16 protein-coding genes and 3 tRNA genes are annotated in these 15,966 nt (G+C 44.7%); 14 read left to right on the top strand and 5 right to left on the bottom strand.

Annotated elements, in window-relative coordinates; translation table 11 throughout:
• Nucleotides 1–112 precede the first annotated feature (112 nt).
• The 4 genes from P343_RS28600 (at nucleotide 113) to rpsR (ending at nucleotide 2,578) form a co-directional block, all read left to right on the top strand.
• The gene (locus P343_RS28600; RefSeq protein WP_031263963.1) at nucleotides 113–1,165 is read left to right on the top strand and encodes an IS30 family transposase; all 1,053 of its coding nucleotides are present in this window, start codon (nucleotides 113–115) and stop codon (nucleotides 1,163–1,165) included.
• A gap of 300 nt (nucleotides 1,166–1,465) precedes the next feature.
• Entirely contained in the window at nucleotides 1,466–1,771 is a 306-nt protein-coding gene (gene rpsF / locus P343_RS28595) for a 30S ribosomal protein S6 (protein WP_023510266.1), read from the top strand.
• Between the two features lie 23 nt (nucleotides 1,772–1,794).
• The gene (gene ssb / locus P343_RS28590; RefSeq protein ID WP_422784810.1) at nucleotides 1,795–2,310 is read left to right on the top strand and encodes a single-stranded DNA-binding protein; all 516 of its coding nucleotides are present in this window, start codon (nucleotides 1,795–1,797) and stop codon (nucleotides 2,308–2,310) included.
• Nucleotides 2,311–2,347: 37 nt separating this feature from the next.
• On the top strand, nucleotides 2,348–2,578 hold the full coding sequence (gene rpsR / locus P343_RS28585; RefSeq protein ID WP_023510264.1) for a 30S ribosomal protein S18: 231 nt from the start codon (nucleotides 2,348–2,350) through the stop codon (nucleotides 2,576–2,578).
• Between the two features lie 147 nt (nucleotides 2,579–2,725).
• On the opposite strand, the gene P343_RS28580 is transcribed toward rpsR, so the two are convergent.
• The 4 genes from P343_RS28580 to P343_RS28565 all read right to left on the bottom strand — a co-directional run bounded on the left by P343_RS28580 (nucleotide 2,726) and on the right by P343_RS28565 (nucleotide 5,653).
• Nucleotides 2,726–3,295, bottom strand: a complete 570-nt coding sequence (locus P343_RS28580; RefSeq protein WP_023510263.1) for a DUF420 domain-containing protein — start codon at nucleotides 3,293–3,295, stop codon at nucleotides 2,726–2,728.
• Between the two features lie 89 nt (nucleotides 3,296–3,384).
• Nucleotides 3,385–4,050 carry an HD domain-containing protein gene (locus P343_RS28575; protein WP_023510262.1) on the bottom strand — a complete coding sequence of 222 codons (666 nt, stop codon included), beginning with the start codon at nucleotides 4,048–4,050 and terminating at the stop codon, nucleotides 3,385–3,387.
• Nucleotides 4,051–4,112: 62 nt separating this feature from the next.
• Nucleotides 4,113–4,595: a chemotaxis protein CheW gene (locus tag P343_RS36410; RefSeq protein WP_023510261.1), complete on the bottom strand. Its 483-nt coding sequence runs from the start codon at nucleotides 4,593–4,595 to the stop codon at nucleotides 4,113–4,115.
• 122 nt (nucleotides 4,596–4,717) lie between these two features.
• Nucleotides 4,718–5,653, bottom strand: coding sequence for a cation diffusion facilitator family transporter (locus tag P343_RS28565; RefSeq protein ID WP_023510260.1), 936 nt, complete (start codon nucleotides 5,651–5,653; stop codon nucleotides 4,718–4,720).
• Between the two features lie 513 nt (nucleotides 5,654–6,166).
• On the opposite strand from P343_RS28565, the gene P343_RS28560 reads away from it, so the two are divergent.
• The gene (locus P343_RS28560) at nucleotides 6,167–7,111 is read left to right on the top strand and encodes a YybS family protein (RefSeq protein ID WP_023510259.1); all 945 of its coding nucleotides are present in this window, start codon (nucleotides 6,167–6,169) and stop codon (nucleotides 7,109–7,111) included.
• Between the two features lie 158 nt (nucleotides 7,112–7,269).
• Here P343_RS28560 and P343_RS36955 read toward each other — a convergent pair whose 3' ends face one another.
• Entirely contained in the window at nucleotides 7,270–7,470 is a 201-nt protein-coding gene (locus P343_RS36955) for a hypothetical protein (RefSeq protein ID WP_152525284.1), read from the bottom strand.
• Between P343_RS36955 and P343_RS28555 the strand changes: the two genes are divergently transcribed.
• The 9 genes from P343_RS28555 (at nucleotide 7,450) to walK (ending at nucleotide 15,965) form a co-directional block, all read left to right on the top strand.
• Nucleotides 7,450–9,429, top strand: a complete 1,980-nt coding sequence (locus tag P343_RS28555) for a DHH family phosphoesterase (RefSeq protein ID WP_023510258.1) — start codon at nucleotides 7,450–7,452, stop codon at nucleotides 9,427–9,429. The genes P343_RS36955 and P343_RS28555 overlap by 21 nt on opposite strands.
• The gene (gene rplI / locus P343_RS28550; RefSeq protein WP_023510257.1) at nucleotides 9,429–9,872 is read left to right on the top strand and encodes a 50S ribosomal protein L9; all 444 of its coding nucleotides are present in this window, start codon (nucleotides 9,429–9,431) and stop codon (nucleotides 9,870–9,872) included. Before P343_RS28555 ends, rplI begins: the two co-directional genes overlap by 1 nt.
• Before the next feature lie 69 nt (nucleotides 9,873–9,941).
• Nucleotides 9,942–11,312 carry a replicative DNA helicase gene (dnaB, locus tag P343_RS28545; RefSeq protein WP_023510256.1) on the top strand — a complete coding sequence of 457 codons (1,371 nt, stop codon included), beginning with the start codon at nucleotides 9,942–9,944 and terminating at the stop codon, nucleotides 11,310–11,312.
• Between the two features lie 149 nt (nucleotides 11,313–11,461).
• Nucleotides 11,462–12,748, top strand: coding sequence for an adenylosuccinate synthase (locus P343_RS28540; RefSeq protein WP_023510255.1), 1,287 nt, complete (start codon nucleotides 11,462–11,464; stop codon nucleotides 12,746–12,748).
• 157 nt (nucleotides 12,749–12,905) lie between these two features.
• Nucleotides 12,906–12,982: transfer RNA gene (locus P343_RS28535), tRNA-Met, on the top strand.
• A gap of 2 nt (nucleotides 12,983–12,984) precedes the next feature.
• Nucleotides 12,985–13,060, top strand: a tRNA-Asp gene (locus P343_RS28530).
• A gap of 7 nt (nucleotides 13,061–13,067) precedes the next feature.
• A tRNA-Phe gene (locus P343_RS28525) sits at nucleotides 13,068–13,140 on the top strand.
• Nucleotides 13,141–13,441: 301 nt separating this feature from the next.
• On the top strand, nucleotides 13,442–14,161 hold the full coding sequence (yycF, locus tag P343_RS28520; RefSeq protein WP_023510254.1) for a response regulator YycF: 720 nt from the start codon (nucleotides 13,442–13,444) through the stop codon (nucleotides 14,159–14,161).
• Nucleotides 14,154–15,965: a cell wall metabolism sensor histidine kinase WalK gene (gene walK, locus P343_RS28515; RefSeq protein WP_023510253.1), complete on the top strand. Its 1,812-nt coding sequence runs from the start codon at nucleotides 14,154–14,156 to the stop codon at nucleotides 15,963–15,965. The genes yycF and walK overlap by 8 nt, the downstream gene beginning before the upstream one ends.
• Nucleotide 15,966: the final 1 nt, after the last annotated feature.

The following is a 15,966-nucleotide window of genomic DNA, read 5'->3' as shown; positions in this document are numbered from 1 at the left end:
GGCCAGTTGTAAAATCAAATTAGCCAGCTAGGTTGGAGGAATAAAACACCATTATAAAATCCGGTGTTATCATTAAAGTGACCAAACCCTAATGAAAGAAGCGGATTTTATAATGGCTTACACCAAGCCTAGCACAAAACATCGAACGTTTACACATTTGAACGCTTTTCAGCGAGGACAAATTCAGATTCTTCACCAAGAGCATCGTTCTTCACGCGACATCGCGCGTGAGATCGGCTGTACCCATCAGACGGTGCTTAATGAACTTCGCCGTGGGACGACCACTCAGATCGGCCCCAATCATCGACGCTTCCAGGCCTACTTTCCGGAGACCGGTCAGGCTGTCTATGAACGAAACCGAAGCCATTGTGGCCGCAGGCTGAAGTTGGCAGCTGCTTCGGAATTTGTCGCCTATGCCGAAAAAAAGATGCTGTCCCGTGATCAATGGTCTCCAGATGCTGTTTGCGGTTCGGCTAGGATTGATCCGGCGTGGAAGTACAAGATCAGAATCTGTACCAAGACGCTGTACCATTACATTGATCTGGGGATCCTGAAGGTGAAGAATATGGATCTGCTAAACAAACTCCGTTATTCAACGAAAAAATCCCGACACAGACCCAACATCAAGCATCTGGGCGACAGTATCGACAACCGGCCGGCCGAGGTTCAAACGCGTCAACAGTTTGGTCACTGGGAAATTGATACGGTGATCGGCAAAAAATCCAGTGATGATGATGTGCTTCTGACTCTAACCGAACGCAAAACCCGATTTACTCTTTCCATGAAGATTGATGGCAAAGATCCAGATTCTGTAGACTATGGTCTGAAGAAACTGGAAAGTAAGTACGGGCAAGGGTTTGGTAAAGTGTTCAAGACCATCACAGCAGATAATGGCAGTGAGTTTTCTGGCCTCGTGAACAGTTTGACAGATCAGGCCACTCACATTTATTACACCCATCCGTACGCTGCTTGGGAACGTCCGACCAATGAACGCCATAATGGGATGATTCGAAAGTTCATTCCAAAGGGTCGGCCGATCTCGAATTATTCCAGGACGTTCATCAGTCAGATGATCCAGGCAATGGACCATCTTCCTAGGAAGATCCTGAATTACCGGACGCCGGCTCAGGAGTATAAGCAAGAACTCCAGAAACTGGTGAGCTAAAATGGGCAAATTTTTTGTTCCTGCCGCCTTAGGCGGCAGGAACACCTAGTGGTACCGCCGGATGTTCAGAGTGGCTAATTTATTATTGCAATCTAGCANTTTTTGTTCCTGCCGCCTTAGGCGGCAGGAACACCTAGTGGTACCGCCGGATGTTCAGAGTGGCTAATTTATTATTGCAATCTAGCATTGAGAAAAACTTGAATTGTATTGGAAACTATGCTATCATATTTTTCTATGAGTGAGTAAAATTGCTCTCTGCTCCATAACTGGAGCCGCTTAGTCCAAGGGGAGGTGAATCTCGTGCGCGAATACGAAATTATGTACATTCTCCGTCCGGATCTGGAAGAAGAACAGGAAAAAGCCGTTAAGGAAAAACTGGCTTCCATTCTGACGGACAATGGCGCCGAAATCAATGAAGTCAAGGAAATGGGCAAACGTCGCCTAGCCTATGAAATCAATGATTTGAACACTGGTGTCTATGTAGTTCTGTACGTAACCGCCGGCAGCGAAGCCATCAACGAATTTGATCGTCTAGTTAAGATCAATGAAGACGTGCTCCGTTTCATGACGATTAAAGACGAACGCAAGCCTCAAGAAGCGAAATAATTGAATCAACTTAAGAAAGGAGAATGATCCTGATGATCAATCGCGTTGTTCTGGTTGGAAGGCTGACGAAAAACCCGGAACTACGGTATACACCGAATGGTGTGGCTGTGACGAGTTTTACAATCGCAGTAAACCGACCGTTCTCGAACCAGCAAGGTGACCGAGATGCTGATTTCATACCGGTGGTTGTTTGGAGACGGCAAGCTGAAAATGCGGCCAACTTCCTGCAGAAAGGAAGTCTGGCCGGTGTTGAAGGCCGTATTCAGACCAGAAGTTATGAAAATAATGAGGGTCGGCGGGTGTATATTACTGAAGTAGTTGCTGATAGTGTGCAGTTTCTTGAACCGAAGGGGGCAAGACATGCTGAAGGCAGCAACTTCGCAGCACCCGTACCTTCATCACCAGACCAGCACAGTTATGCACCTTCTAATCGCCAGAGCAATAGCGGAGGTCAAAACCAGGGCGCTCCTTCTTTTGAAGATCCTTTCGCAAACGACAGCAAACCGATTGATATCTCAGATGATGATTTGCCGTTCTGATTTAGGTATACATTTGAAATAAGGGGAGGTGCTGAGCATGGCAGTACGCCGTTCACGTGGTAAGCGCAAAAAAGTATGTTTCTTTACCGTTAATCACATCACTTATATCGACTATAAGGACGTTGATTTGCTTAGACGATTCATTTCTGAACGAGGAAAAATTTTGCCTCGTCGTGTAACCGGAACAAGCGCGAAGTATCAACGTCAGCTGACAAGAGCGATCAAACGCTCACGTCAGATGGCTTTGCTTCCGTATACAACGGAATGATGATTAAATAATAATGGAGCGACTGACTCATAATCCTAAGTTAAGGGTTATGGGCCAGCCGCTCTTTTTGTGTAGATAATTGTATTAGAAACCTTGGCTTCGTGATAAACATGAAAAGCTCCGAACCAAATCGGAGCTTTGTGCTAATCAATAATATGGCGCCATCATCAGGTAAACAACGACACCAGTCAGGCTTACATAGAGCCAAATCGGCATGGTCCAACGAACGATGCGTTTGTGTTTACCTACCTGCATGGTCCAGCCCCACACAAGTGAGAGCAAAGCGAGAGGAACAACAATCGCCGCTAGTGTACTATGTGTGATTAAAATAAAGAAATATATGGGTCGGATCAACCCCACACCGCCATAATGGGGTGGTGGAGCAAGATAGTGAAACGACAAGTAGGAGAATAAGAAAAGTAATGTTGAAGTAAACGCGGCAAGAATAAACCCGCGGTGCACATTAATTTTTTTATTCTTAATCGCAATCAGTGCGGCCATAAGAAAAATAAAGGTAAAACTATTAAATATGGCGTTGAATCGCGGAAGCAGATACACATTGAATCCGATGTGCCCCTTATAGCCAATAAACGGCGCAAAGAAAAGCACAAGAATCAAAGCGTCGGCAACCACGGAAAAAGCAAGGATGGACAGGACATAACGTTTGTTTTTCTTCGCTTTGTCCTTTACCTCTTTTGTCTCCATTTGATTTTGCATCACCAGGCAACCCCTTTGTCATAAAAAAGACACATTTACTTTATCATAGGTGAGTTGTACAAGGGAATCAAGGAAAATGATTTGTCAAATTATGCTTGATTATCACCCGAGGACGAGGTGTTTTTTTCGGACAGTAATTGTTCAGTGATTGATTTAATTCGTGAATGTGATGTAATTTCCTCTTCGATCATTTCTTTTAGAATAACCTTGATGAAATAGCGAACAGAAGCCAGGTCATTAAATTGAACAATCGATGTGAGTGCTTCTTTATAGATCTGGAAGAACAAGGGCTCCGGGTTGCCTTTCTGAATTTCACCGTACGCTTCATACAAAAGATCTATTTTATCAGCGACTGCTAAGATTTTGCCCTCTAATGAGCGGTCTTTACCTTCTTTAAAACGTGCTTCATAGACTTGTCTGAATTCCTGAGGAAATTCCTTATCAAGATATTCCTGTGTCATCGAGCCTTCCACTTGAGAAAACAGTTCTCGAAGCTTAGGCAATGCATATTTTACGGGGGTCTTAATGTCTCCTGTGAACAGTTCGGAATAGTCATGATTAATTGCCTTTTCATAAACTGTTTTCCAATCTACCTTTTGACCGTGCTGGTCTTCAACAGTCGCTAGAAATTGCACAATGGTTGCTACCTTGAACGAGTGGCTGGCAACCGAATGTTCTTGGTATTTAAAAACACCTGGACAGCGATAAATGCCCTCCAGGTCAGACAAGCTTTGAAAATACTTATGAATGCCCATAAATCTCTCCTCCCGAATGAAATGATAGACTTCACTTGATTAACTAACAGCCATTGACATGATCAGTTGGTCAGCGAATAGCCGATAGCCTCGCGTGTTGTTTTATTCAACCCCGAGGTCAATTGGATAAGCTCTGAAACATTGAGTATCTGTAGGGTTTTTCCAGAAAGCTCTACCTGTTTCGTGATGATTCCCGTTTGATCATCATAATTACTGTCGCTGAGTTGGTTGGAATCAAAGGTAAAAGTATCCCCAACTGCATCCACATCAAGTGCAGCAATTTTTGAATCCGCAGCGCAGATCACATATTTTTTATCCTTATTCGTAAAAGGGCTTTGAGATGCATGCAAAATAAGCTTTAATGCAATAACCGGGAGAACGGAGCCTCTCAGAGAAATCAGTCCTTCGAGAGAAGAATCAGTGACCGGAACAGGAAAAGTTGAGACAGGCTCGATAATTTCCTGGATGTCTTTAATCAATAAACCAACTTCATGTGCGCCGACAAAGACTGAAATGCCGGAGTATTCCTCTGAATCAATCGTCAAGCTCAATCACCTCTATTAGTTTAGTTAGGAAGATCTCAAAAGCGTATCATTGGTATACCTACTATCTATTTCGAACCGTGTTGAAGATTACTTAATACTATAACTGAAAAAGCATAAATTCGTCATTTGTTTTCCAAATGTGGTACAGAATCCGGTTCAATTAAATCTTTGTCTTTATACCATGGATTGATATGAATCAGTACTTCTTCTACGTTCGGATAGTTTCGGAGCATTTTTGTCCGGATCGCTTCAGTAAGATCGTCCCCCTCTTGAATATTAAAAGAGGCGGGTATTCGGATTTGGGCATCGATGAGCACAACGTTTCCCTGTTCACGGGCGCGCAAAATATCAATTTTTTTCACCTCTTGGAAGGACAGGAAGACTTTGCGATAGTTTTCTTGTTCCGTTTCATCAACACTGCTTTCCATCAATACATTAGTTGCCTTGATGATCATGATGATCGCGATTCTCAGAATGAGAATGGAGACGACGATACCAGCAACAGGATCTCCGTAGTGTGTGTATGGGATGTGCAGGATACTGCCTATCCAGCTAATGCCAAGACCGAGTGCTGCTGCTATGGATGCATAAATATCTGCTAAATGATCAGCAGCTGTCGCGTGCAGACTTTTACTGTGATAGCGATCGGCTGACTTTTTTGTATAGACGTACAGAAACCATTTCCATACAGCGGAGACAAGTGCAGCGGCAAATGCCCAGATGCTAACGGATGATATTGGGCCGAATAAAGCTTTTACCGCCTCATAAGTCAGAAATGAAGCCGCCCCGATCAGGATGATCGAGATAAATGCTGTTGATATATCTTCTGCCTTACCATGACCATAAGGATGCTCGCGATCAGCAGGGTGATTTGACAATTTCATTGAGCCTATGGTTGCTATGGAGGCAATCACATCGCCTCCATTATGCACACCATCGGCAACAAGCGCGGTACTATGAAAAATCAATCCAAAGATGATTTTGATTAATGTCAGAACTAGGTTGCTCACCAGACTGACCCATGCGGCAAAAAGAGCTTTCGGTCCTTCATAGGTCATAATGATTCACACTCCTTAAATTGTTTGCCAAAGGCAAGTCGGGGACCAGAAAAGGCAATCCGCAAGCGGACTGCCTTTTAAAAAATAGGTATAGTTTTATAGTTGAAGTTGTCATAACGATACCAACTCTCGGTTGATAAATTGTCAACGGCTATAATCAGAATAAGCAGCAAGTCTACTCTTTCAACTGAATAGAAGCGTACAGACAATAAATAAAACGCTTTCTTTATTTTTGAAGATAACAATTTAATTATATGAAGAGTATGTGTAAATTGCAAGTGACAGATCACTACTTTCAATGAAAAGTGTTTTTGTATTATAATGAAAATTATGGGGTTGCCAAGAAAATCAGTGTTTATTCAGAAGTTATTTAGCCCAAAGGACATCAAGTGATGGGTATTCTTATGAGCAGATACTGCGTAACCTCTGAGTTATGACGTTTTACTTAATAATCGATCCGTATTAGGGGAACGCAGGCATTCACTGCATCGAACCCATCTGAGAGGTGTCACTATGACAGACCGAAACGCTCTGAAAAGAGGAGCGCTTGCAACGCTTACGCTATATCTTTTAATCGCACTAACATTTTTTGTGCCGTTTGTTTCTTTGTTATCCATATGGCTAATTCCGTTGCCGATTATGTTTTTGGCTGCTAAGGATGGATGGAAGAGCGCACTTGCCATTATCGGGATCGGCTTTATTTTTCTCGTGATCCTTGACCAGTCATTCTACATACTGCTTCCTGTGTTCTTTATGATACTTGGTTTCGCGCTCGGTTATATGATCCAACTAAAGAAATCTGCTTTTGCGCTTTTGCTTGCGGGCAGTCTCACAAACATTGCGGTACTGATTATCTATTTGGCCATATCGGTATTGATTTTCCATTTTAATCCGGTGTCGGCGGCTCAATCTGCACTTAATCAGTCACTTCAGCAGACACTTACCCAGATGCAGCCAATGCTTGAACAAGACACTGGAGAAATTATGGATCTTTATAAGAGCCAGATGGATAATCTTATGTATCTCACGCCTATGATTCTCATTACAGTCGGCGTTCTCTATGCACTGCTCGTCGAATTAATTAGTTTGCCGATTCTAAGGTTAATTAAGTTGGAAGTCCCACGCTGGGTGCCATTTAGAATGTGGCAGGTACCGAGAAGCGTTATTTGGTGTTATTTGGCTGTTGTTTTTATTGGATGGTTCGGTGCCGAACAAGGTACACCACTGTACACGGTAGTCCTTAACCTTGAGCTGATTTTGGAGATGCTTCTGGCGATACAGGGTTTCAGCCTGATGTTTTACTACTCGCATCTCAAGAAGTTCCCAGTAATTGTGCCGATTACCTTAACCATATTGGCCGTTTTATTCGGGTACTTGCTACTGCAATTGGTACGAATATTGGGTATAATTGACCTGGGTTTCAACCTTCGGAAGCGCCTGAATCAGAAAAAGTCATAAGATGCCGATTAGCCGAGCATTATAGAATCAGTTGTCCGTCGGAAACAAATGCTATATTGTACAATTGGGAAGTAACTAGCGGAATATAGTATCAGAAGTCGGAAAATAACGCCGCTTCTTGCGGCAAATCCGACATTAGATCCTCCATGACCGTGCAACTAAGCTTCAGGCAGCGCCAACGACTTGCCATCGGCAAGTTTTCTTATGAAAACAGGAAAATGATTCTCAGCAGTTGAGATACCGGCCTTATTAAGTGTCTGTTTATTTTTGTCTGATTTGTTATTATTTCGTTTCTCGGTATTAATGAAGAGAAATGCGGCTGCAGGAGCTGAAAAATTTTGGCGAACCAATTTAAACATCGGTGGCGCAGCGATCTCCTTATTGTGATCGGGCTGCTGTTTCTACTTTTTCTCGTTTTTCTCGCGTTCATTAATTGGATGTTGTCCATCGCCGGACTGGTGCTTCTTGCTCTGTCCGCTCTATGGTTCCTGCTAAATGAAAGACAGTTTGATAAAGAATTGATTGACTATGTGGCAGGATTGTCGTACCGGCTGAAGAAAGTCGGAAACGAGGCTTTGCTGAATATGCCGATTGGCATACTTCTTTACGATGAATCAGAGCAGGTTGAATGGTCCAACCCTTATTTAAACCAGATTGCTGAGGATGAAGGAAAGACAGTAATCGGCAAGCCTTTAAATGAAATTTCAGAAATTTTAAGTAAGCTGATTGCTTCAGACAAAGAATCGATGATTGTCGCATTGAATGAACGCCAATACCGTGTCCGATTGAAGCGGTCTGAACGTCTGCTTTATTTTACAGATATCACGGATATATTGGAAATAAAGAAACAATATTACAATGAAAAAACAGTACTTGGCTTAATTTTTCTTGATAATTATGATGAAGTCACTCAAGGACTCGAAGATCAAGTGCGAAGTACGATCAACAATGAGACAACCACGGTTATTAAGACATGGGCGACGCAGCATGGTATTTACTTGCGCCGAACAGCGTCGGATCGTTTTCTTGCGGTGTTGAATGAGCGCCTGCTTAATTCAATAGAGGAAGAACACTTTTCTATTTTAGATAAAGTTCGCGAAATTACGGTGCCGCTCAGCCATATACCGTTGACGTTAAGTATTGGTGTCGGCGCGGGAACAGCGACTTTGGAGGACTTGGGAAGCTATGCTCAGTCCGCACTTGATCTTGGACTTGGACGCGGCGGCGATCAGGCGGTTATTAAACGTCCGGACGGGGATGTCCGATTCTATGGCGGAAAATCAAATCCGGTTGAAAAAAGGACACGAGTCCGCGCGCGTGTCATTTCCCATGCCTTATCCGAGCTCATGCTGGAAAGCGACCAAGTCATGATTATGGGGCATCGGGCCCCCGACCTTGATTCGATTGGTTCTTGCATTGGCATTCTGAAAATCGCGCATGCAAATGGGCGGAGCGCGAAGATCATCATGGATCAGACGCATAATGTCTCCGGAGTTTCAAAGCTGATTGCGGAACTTAAGAAACACAAAAACTTATGGTCCAATTTCATTACAGCTGACCATGCCGCTGATCAGGTAACAAAAAAGACCTTGATGGTCGTAGTCGACACACACCGGCCTTCATTGGTTGTTGATCCTCCGCTGCTTGCCAGTGTCCAACGTGTCGTGGTTATTGATCATCATCGAAGGGCTGAAGAATTTATTAAGGATCCTGTGCTGGTCTATATGGAACCGTATGCGTCCTCAACTTCAGAACTAGTAACGGAGTTATTGGAATACCAGCCTAATGAGCGACCGCTTGATTTGATCGAAGCGACAGCTATGCTCGGTGGGATTGCAGTTGATACAAAGAATTTCACGCTTAGAACAGGCTTCCGCACTTTTGATGCAGCCTCTTACTTGCGCGCGCATGGTGCTGATACGATCTTGGTGACAAAATTTCTCTGTGACGATTTAGATCAGTTTAATCAGCGTGCAGAGTTAATCCGGCGAACGAAAATTTACAAAAACAATATTGCTATTGCTGTAGGCGAGAGCGATCAAAGTTACGATCAAGTATTGCTAGCGCAGACCGCGGACACGATGCTGATGCTTGAAGGCATCAGAACCTCATTTGTGATTGGACGACGGACGGATGGACAGATTGGAGTTAGCGCCAGATCACTTGGCGATCTGAATGTGCAGGTTATAATGGAGAGTATCGGGGGTGGGGGCCATCTGAATAACGCGGCAACACAGATGGCGGATACGACGATTGACGAAGCAACCGAACGCGTGACAGGCGCGATTGATCAGTATCTTGAAGGAGGTCTATCCTAATGAAAGTTATATTTTTAAAAGATGTAAAAGGTAAAGGAAAGTCGGGGGAAATCAAGGACGTCTCTGAAGGTTATGCCCGCAACTATCTGCTTCCTAAAAAATTTGCGGTTGAAGCGAATAAAGGGAGCTTAAGCCAGCTTGAAGCGCAAAAGAAGAAGCAGCACGAGATCGAAGAAAATGAACGCAAGGAAGCGGAAGCGCTGAAAGTAAAGATTGAAAAAATGTCGATCGAATTGAAGGCGAAGTCTGGGGAAGGCGGACGCCTTTTCGGATCAATCACGAGCAAACAAATTGCTCAGGCTTTAAGAAAAGCTGACATTTCTATAGATAAGCGAAAAATTGATTTACCGGAACCCATTCGTAATCTGGGCTATACTGATGTGCCGCTGAAGCTACATCCTCAGGTTATGGCCAAGGTTAAGGTGCACGTCACGGAAGAATAATTGCTTTAATCCGCATCGCGCAAATAACGATTCCGCGGATTTTATGTCTTAAAGAAAGGAGGGCGCGACATGAGTGACTTATTTGCCGATCGGATTCCTCCCCATAATATGGAAGCGGAGCAAGCCGTACTAGGCGCCATTTTTCTAGAACCATCCACGGTCATTACAGCTTCAGAGCTGCTGATTCCGGAAGATTTTTATCGTACAAGCCACCAGCTTATTTTCGCCGTCATGCTGGATTTGTCAGAACGGAATGAACCGGTCGATGTCGTAACGCTAACCAATGCACTGCAGACTTCCAAACGCCTCGAGGAGATCGGTGGAGTCTCGTACCTTGCTGAACTGGCCGGGTCAGCACCAACAGCAGCGAACATTGAGTATTATTGCTCGATTGTCGCCGAAAAAGCGACACTGAGGCGGCTGATCCGAACAGCAACACAAATCGTTTCCGACGGGTATACGCGCGAAGATGGTGTCGAGGGTATTCTCGATGACGCGGAGAGACAGATCCTTGAGGTGGCAGAGCGAAAACGGAATGGCGAGTTTCAATCAATCAAAGATGTTTTAATTGAAACCTATGACAATATTGAGATGCTACAGAGCCGTCATGATGATGTTACCGGAACGCCGACAGGCTTTCTTGAACTTGACCGAATGCTTGCTGGTTTTCAGAAAAGTGATCTCGTGATTGTCGCTGCCCGTCCATCAGTTGGGAAAACAGCATTTGCATTGAATATTGCTCAAAATGTTGCGATTAAAAACGACGCAAACGTAGCCATCTTCAGTCTTGAAATGGGAGCCAAGCAGCTCGCCATGCGTATGTTGTGCGCCGAAGGGAATATTAATGCTCAAAAGCTGCGTACAGGAAGTTTGGAAGATGAAGATTGGCAGAAGCTGACGATGGCGATGGGCAGTCTATCTCGCGCCGGCATTTATATTGATGATTCACCGGGAATCCGTGTGAATGATATTCGTTCAAAATGCCGGCGATTGAAGCAGGAAAAAGGTCTGGACATGGTGATGATCGATTACCTGCAGCTGATTATGGGTTCGGGTGGTGCCGGTCGGCAAGAAAACCGCCAACAGGAAGTCTCGGAAATCTCGAGAACCTTGAAAGCCATGGCTAGAGAGCTGGACGTGCCTGTGATCGCTCTGTCCCAGTTGTCCCGTGGTGTTGAATCCAGACAAGACAAGCGACCGATGATGAGCGACATTCGTGAGTCCGGAAGTATTGAACAGGATGCTGATGTTGTCGCATTCCTCTACCGGGATGATTACTACAACAAAGAAAGCGAAAAACAGAACATCATTGAAATAATAATTGCGAAACAGCGTAACGGTCCGGTAGGTACTGTGGAACTGGCTTTTGTCAAAGAGTACAGTAAATTCGTCAATATTGATCGGAAGCACAGTGATGAGGATGTGCCGAGGGGTGCTTGAATTTTTGTTTGTTTCCTGATTCCGAACAATAAGACAAATGAAGTGTGAAATGTTCGTTTCTTCATTGACTTTTAAATCGATTACCTGTTAGACTAAACAGTGGCTTTAGTGTACTAAAATATTATTTGTAGAAGTAGGGGGCTAAATGAATGTCTTCTGTTGTTGTTGTTGGCGCACAGTGGGGCGATGAAGGAAAAGGAAAGATTACTGACTACCTTTCGGAAAACTCGGAAGTAGTGTCACGTTATCAAGGTGGAGATAATGCCGGGCATACAATCGTTTGGAACGGCAAGACATACAAACTGCGATTAATGCCGTCGGGAATTCTTTATAAGGAAAAGATCTGTGTCCTTGGGAACGGAATGGTAATTAATCCTAAGTCCATGTGCAGAGAGTTGGATTACATGAAGGAAAACGGTGTGAGCACAGATAATCTGCGCATCAGCAATCGCGCTCACATCATCCTCCCCTATCACTTGAAGCTGGATATGCTTGAAGAAGAGAGCAAGGGTGCGTCCAAAATCGGCACAACACAGAAAGGCATTGGTCCTGCTTATATGGACAAAGCAGCCCGCGTCGGCATCCGGATGGCAGATCTTCTGGAACCTGATACATTCCGAGAAAAACTGGCGAAGAACCTTAAAGAAAAAAATCGCCTTCTTGAAAAAATGTACGATAGTGAAGGATTCGACATCGATGAGATCTATAATGAGTACCTGGCCTATGGAGAACGTCTCAGACCGCTCGTCTGCGATACATCGGTTGTACTGAATGACGCACTTGACAGCGGCAAACGTGTCCTCTTTGAAGGAGCGCAAGGCTGCATGCTCGATATTGATCAAGGCACATATCCATTTGTCACCTCATCTAATCCTGTTGCCGGTGGCGTGACGATTGGTGCCGGTGTGGGCCCGACAAAAATCAACCATGTTGTCGGTTGCGCGAAAGCCTATACGACACGCGTTGGTGATGGTCCATTTCCAACAGAATTAAATAACGAAATTGGCGATCGGATTCGTGAAGTGGGCCATGAATACGGAACCGTTACAGGAAGAGCACGTCGTGTTGGCTGGTTCGACAGTGTGGTTGTCCGTCACTCTCGTCGCGTCAGCGGTTTGACCGACCTTTCACTGAACTGTGTGGATGTGCTGACCGGTCTTGAAACTGTGAAGATTTGCAAAGCTTATAAATACAAGGGCAAACTGATCGAAGAATTCCCGGCGAGCCTGAATGCACTTGCTGAATGTGAGCCTGTCTATGAAGAAATGCCGGGCTGGACAGAGGATATTACGAAAGCGAAGTCGCTTTCCGATCTCCCGCAGAATGCCCGCCACTACATGGAACGGATCGCCCAGCTGACGGGTGTTGCGCTGTCTCTGTTCTCAGTTGGTCCGGATCGGACGCAGACGATTGAAGTGCGAAGCCCTTTCGCCTGATCTATTAATAGTCTTAATAAGCAATAGAATGGAACGCTGCGGCTGCATTAATGAATGCCGTAGCGTTTTTTAATTTAAAAATAAGTTGCTTTAATCGAATGATCATGGTAGAATATTTCTTGTGCCGCAAAAAGGGTGCTTTTGAAGTTCATATTGTCGCGGGGTGGAGCAGTCTGGTAGCTCGTCGGGCTCATAACCCGAAGGTCGTAGGTTCAAATCCTGCCCCCGCAACCAATGGATCCGTGGTGTAGGGGTTAACATGCCTGCCTGTCACGCAGGAGATCGGCGGTTCAAATCCGCTCGGATCCGCCATTATTATGGCTCGATAGCTCAGTCGGTAGAGCAGAGGACTGAAAATCCTCGTGTCGGTGGTTCGATTCCGCCTCGAGCCATGTTTTTGCCAAACATAAGCGATTATCGCTCTTAATAAAAAATATGTACTTAAACAGGACAAGACCTCTGGTAATGAACCAGGGGCTTTTTCCTGTTTCCTTGATTATGACAGGGTGATTGTGATTATGTTAAAATGAAGAAGACAATGTATTGGCAGCCATTTTGTAACTGAAGATGAGATAGTAAATGTTTCAAATGACAATCACGGAACTGGATCACCGTTTAAGAACTATAAATATTGCTGAAAAAGAACGTATACATGGGAAAAAAATCACATGATTTCGCAAGGAGGCCGCACAAATGGAAAATAAAATACTCGTTGTCGATGATGAACAGCCGATTGCAGATATTCTGCAGTTTAACCTGGAGAAGGAAGGTTATGAAGTCGTTTGCGCCTACGATGGTGCGGAGGCTCTTGAAAAGGTTGAGCAAGAAAATCCGGATATGATTCTGCTCGATGTTATGCTCCCGATCAAGGATGGCATGGAGGTATGCCGTGAGGTGCGGAAAACGCATAACATGCCGATTATTATGTTGACGGCCAAGGACTCGGAAATCGACAAGGTGCTTGGGCTGGAAATGGGAGCCGATGATTACGTTACGAAGCCGTTCAGCAATCGTGAACTGATCGCACGTGTCAAGGCGAATCTAAGGCGGCACAGGCAGGAAGGCGCTGAAGAAGAAAAGAAGCAGGAAAACAACATCGAAATCGGTGACTTGGTGATTCATTTGGATGCTTATGTAGTGACCAAGCGCGGCAAGATGGTTGAACTCACGCATCGTGAATTTGAGCTGCTCCATTATCTCGCTGATCATATTGGACAAGTCATGACTCGTGAAAATTTGCTTCAGACGGTCTGGGGCTATGACTACTTCGGCGATGTGCGTACTGTGGATGTTACTGTGCGCCGTCTGCGCGAGAAAATTGAGGACAATCCAAGCAGACCCGCCTGGATTATTACAAGACGCGGTGTCGGCTATTACTTGAAAGAACCTAATCAGGAGTCTAGTGATGAATAAAGTCGGTTTCTTTAAATCGATTCAATTTAAGATCGTTTTGATCTACGCGCTGCTGATCTTGCTTGCGATGCAGCTGATTGGTGTTTATTTTTCTGATCGCGTGAAAACGATCACGCTTGACAGCTTTGAGAAATCGCTCGAAAGCCAGAGTCAGTTGATTGCTTGGAACGTTGGCGAAGCGATCCGGGAATCCAAGGATACGAATGTTGATGATCCAAATCATGTGACCAATCAGATTAGAAGTCAACTGCTGGAACTCGATAACAATATTAGAGAAATTGAAGTCATCGATGAAAATACCGTAATTGTAGCGGCTGATGAGAAGCATGAGGACGTCGTCGGGAAAAGAACGACGAATCGACTGATTATCCAAAATTTGTCGTCCAATGTGACGAATAAGTATCGTCGCACCGATCACAACAACGGTGAACGCGTGGACATTGTAACGGCGCCGATCAAGGTGGACAACCAGCACTACGTTCTTTACGTGGAAAAAAGCTTTGAGAGTGTTTATGCTCAGCTACAGCAAATCAATCAAATCCTTGCTTCTGCGACTATTTTTGCGCTTCTTGTTACCGCGATTCTTGGCTTCTTCCTCGCCAGAACAATTACACGGCCACTGGTTCAAATGCAGCGCCAGGTACTCGCTGTTTCTCAGGGGAACTTTACACGGAAAGTGCAAATGTCTGAACCGGATGAAATCGGCCAGCTTGCCACGTCGTTTAACAATATGACGATGAAGCTGCGTGAGGCGAATGCCACGACTGAATCAGAGCGGCGCAAATTGAAATCCGTGCTCACCTATATGACAGATGGAGTCATCGCTACGGACCGCAAAGGAAACGTCATCCTGATGAACAATCGGGCTGAGCAGCTGCTTGGTGTCTATCGTCACGATGTTACCGGAAACTCTATTCTAGATTTACTGAAAATCCGCAAAGAGCACAAGATCATGGATCTGTATGAATTAACCGACTCCATCGTCCTTGACTTCAGTACGGATGACGAAACAATTCTTTTGAGAGCCAATTTCTCAGTTGTAAAGAAGGATAGCGGCTTGGCTAACGGCTTGATCGCGGTCATTCACGATGTGACGGAACAAGAACAGGTCGATATGGAGCGCCGAGAATTTGTGGCTAATGTTTCTCATGAATTGCGAACCCCGCTAACCACAATGAAAAGTTATCTTGAAGCACTTCAAGACGGCGCAGTTGAAGATGCAGCACTTGCTACCAAGTTTCTCGGTGTTACTCAAAGGGAAACGGAGCGAATGATTCGGTTGGTGAATGATCTGTTACAGCTGTCACGGCTCGATTCTAAGGATTATAAAATTAACTTAGAACGCACGGATTATGTTGATTTTTGTGAAAGCATTATCGACCGTTTTGAAATGTCGAAGAGGCAGAATATCGAATTCGTTCGTTATTTTCCAAAAGGTTCTTTTTATGTCCGGATTGACCGTGATAAACTGACGCAGGTTATCGATAATATTATCTCAAACGCAATGAAATACTCACCTGAAGGCGGTATTATCACCTTTAGAATTACGCGCAGAGGACGGAACATACGGACCATGATCAGCGATCAAGGTGTCGGCATTCCAAAGGAAAACCTGTCGAAGATCTTTAACCGATTCTATAGAGTCGACCGCGCCCGATCACGAAAATTAGGCGGTACGGGACTCGGACTTGCTATTGCCAAAGAAATGATTGAGGCACAGGGCGGAGAAATTTGGGCGGAGAGTGACTGGAACAGAGGGACAACGATTCACTTTGTGCTTCCGCTGGATAGAAGGGATAACTGAG

Source organism: Sporolactobacillus laevolacticus DSM 442, from assembly GCF_000497245.1.
Taxonomy (GTDB): domain Bacteria; phylum Bacillota; class Bacilli; order Bacillales; family Sporolactobacillaceae; genus Sporolactobacillus; species Sporolactobacillus laevolacticus.
This window is presented reverse-complemented; position numbering and strand designations above follow the sequence as displayed.

What these genes read in the sequence shown, in the direction of transcription:
- P343_RS28600 (WP_031263963.1), top strand. Translation starts at nt 113, where the DNA reads ATGGCTTACACCAAGCCTAGCACAAAACATCGAACGTTTACACATTTG.
- ssb (WP_422784810.1), top strand. Translation starts at nt 1,795, where the DNA reads ATGATCCTGATGATCAATCGCGTTGTTCTGGTTGGAAGGCTGACGAAA.
- rpsR (WP_023510264.1), top strand. Translation starts at nt 2,348, where the DNA reads ATGGCAGTACGCCGTTCACGTGGTAAGCGCAAAAAAGTATGTTTCTTT.
- P343_RS28580 (WP_023510263.1), bottom strand. Translation starts at nt 3,295, where the DNA reads ATGCAAAATCAAATGGAGACAAAAGAGGTAAAGGACAAAGCGAAGAAA.
- P343_RS28575 (WP_023510262.1), bottom strand. Translation starts at nt 4,050, where the DNA reads ATGGGCATTCATAAGTATTTTCAAAGCTTGTCTGACCTGGAGGGCATT.
- P343_RS28565 (WP_023510260.1), bottom strand. Translation starts at nt 5,653, where the DNA reads ATGACCTATGAAGGACCGAAAGCTCTTTTTGCCGCATGGGTCAGTCTG.
- P343_RS28560 (WP_023510259.1), top strand. Translation starts at nt 6,167, where the DNA reads ATGACAGACCGAAACGCTCTGAAAAGAGGAGCGCTTGCAACGCTTACG.
- P343_RS36955 (WP_152525284.1), bottom strand. Translation starts at nt 7,470, where the DNA reads ATGTTTAAATTGGTTCGCCAAAATTTTTCAGCTCCTGCAGCCGCATTT.
- rplI (WP_023510257.1), top strand. Translation starts at nt 9,429, where the DNA reads ATGAAAGTTATATTTTTAAAAGATGTAAAAGGTAAAGGAAAGTCGGGG.
- dnaB (WP_023510256.1), top strand. Translation starts at nt 9,942, where the DNA reads ATGAGTGACTTATTTGCCGATCGGATTCCTCCCCATAATATGGAAGCG.
- P343_RS28540 (WP_023510255.1), top strand. Translation starts at nt 11,462, where the DNA reads ATGTCTTCTGTTGTTGTTGTTGGCGCACAGTGGGGCGATGAAGGAAAA.
- yycF (WP_023510254.1), top strand. Translation starts at nt 13,442, where the DNA reads ATGGAAAATAAAATACTCGTTGTCGATGATGAACAGCCGATTGCAGAT.
- walK (WP_023510253.1), top strand. Translation starts at nt 14,154, where the DNA reads ATGAATAAAGTCGGTTTCTTTAAATCGATTCAATTTAAGATCGTTTTG.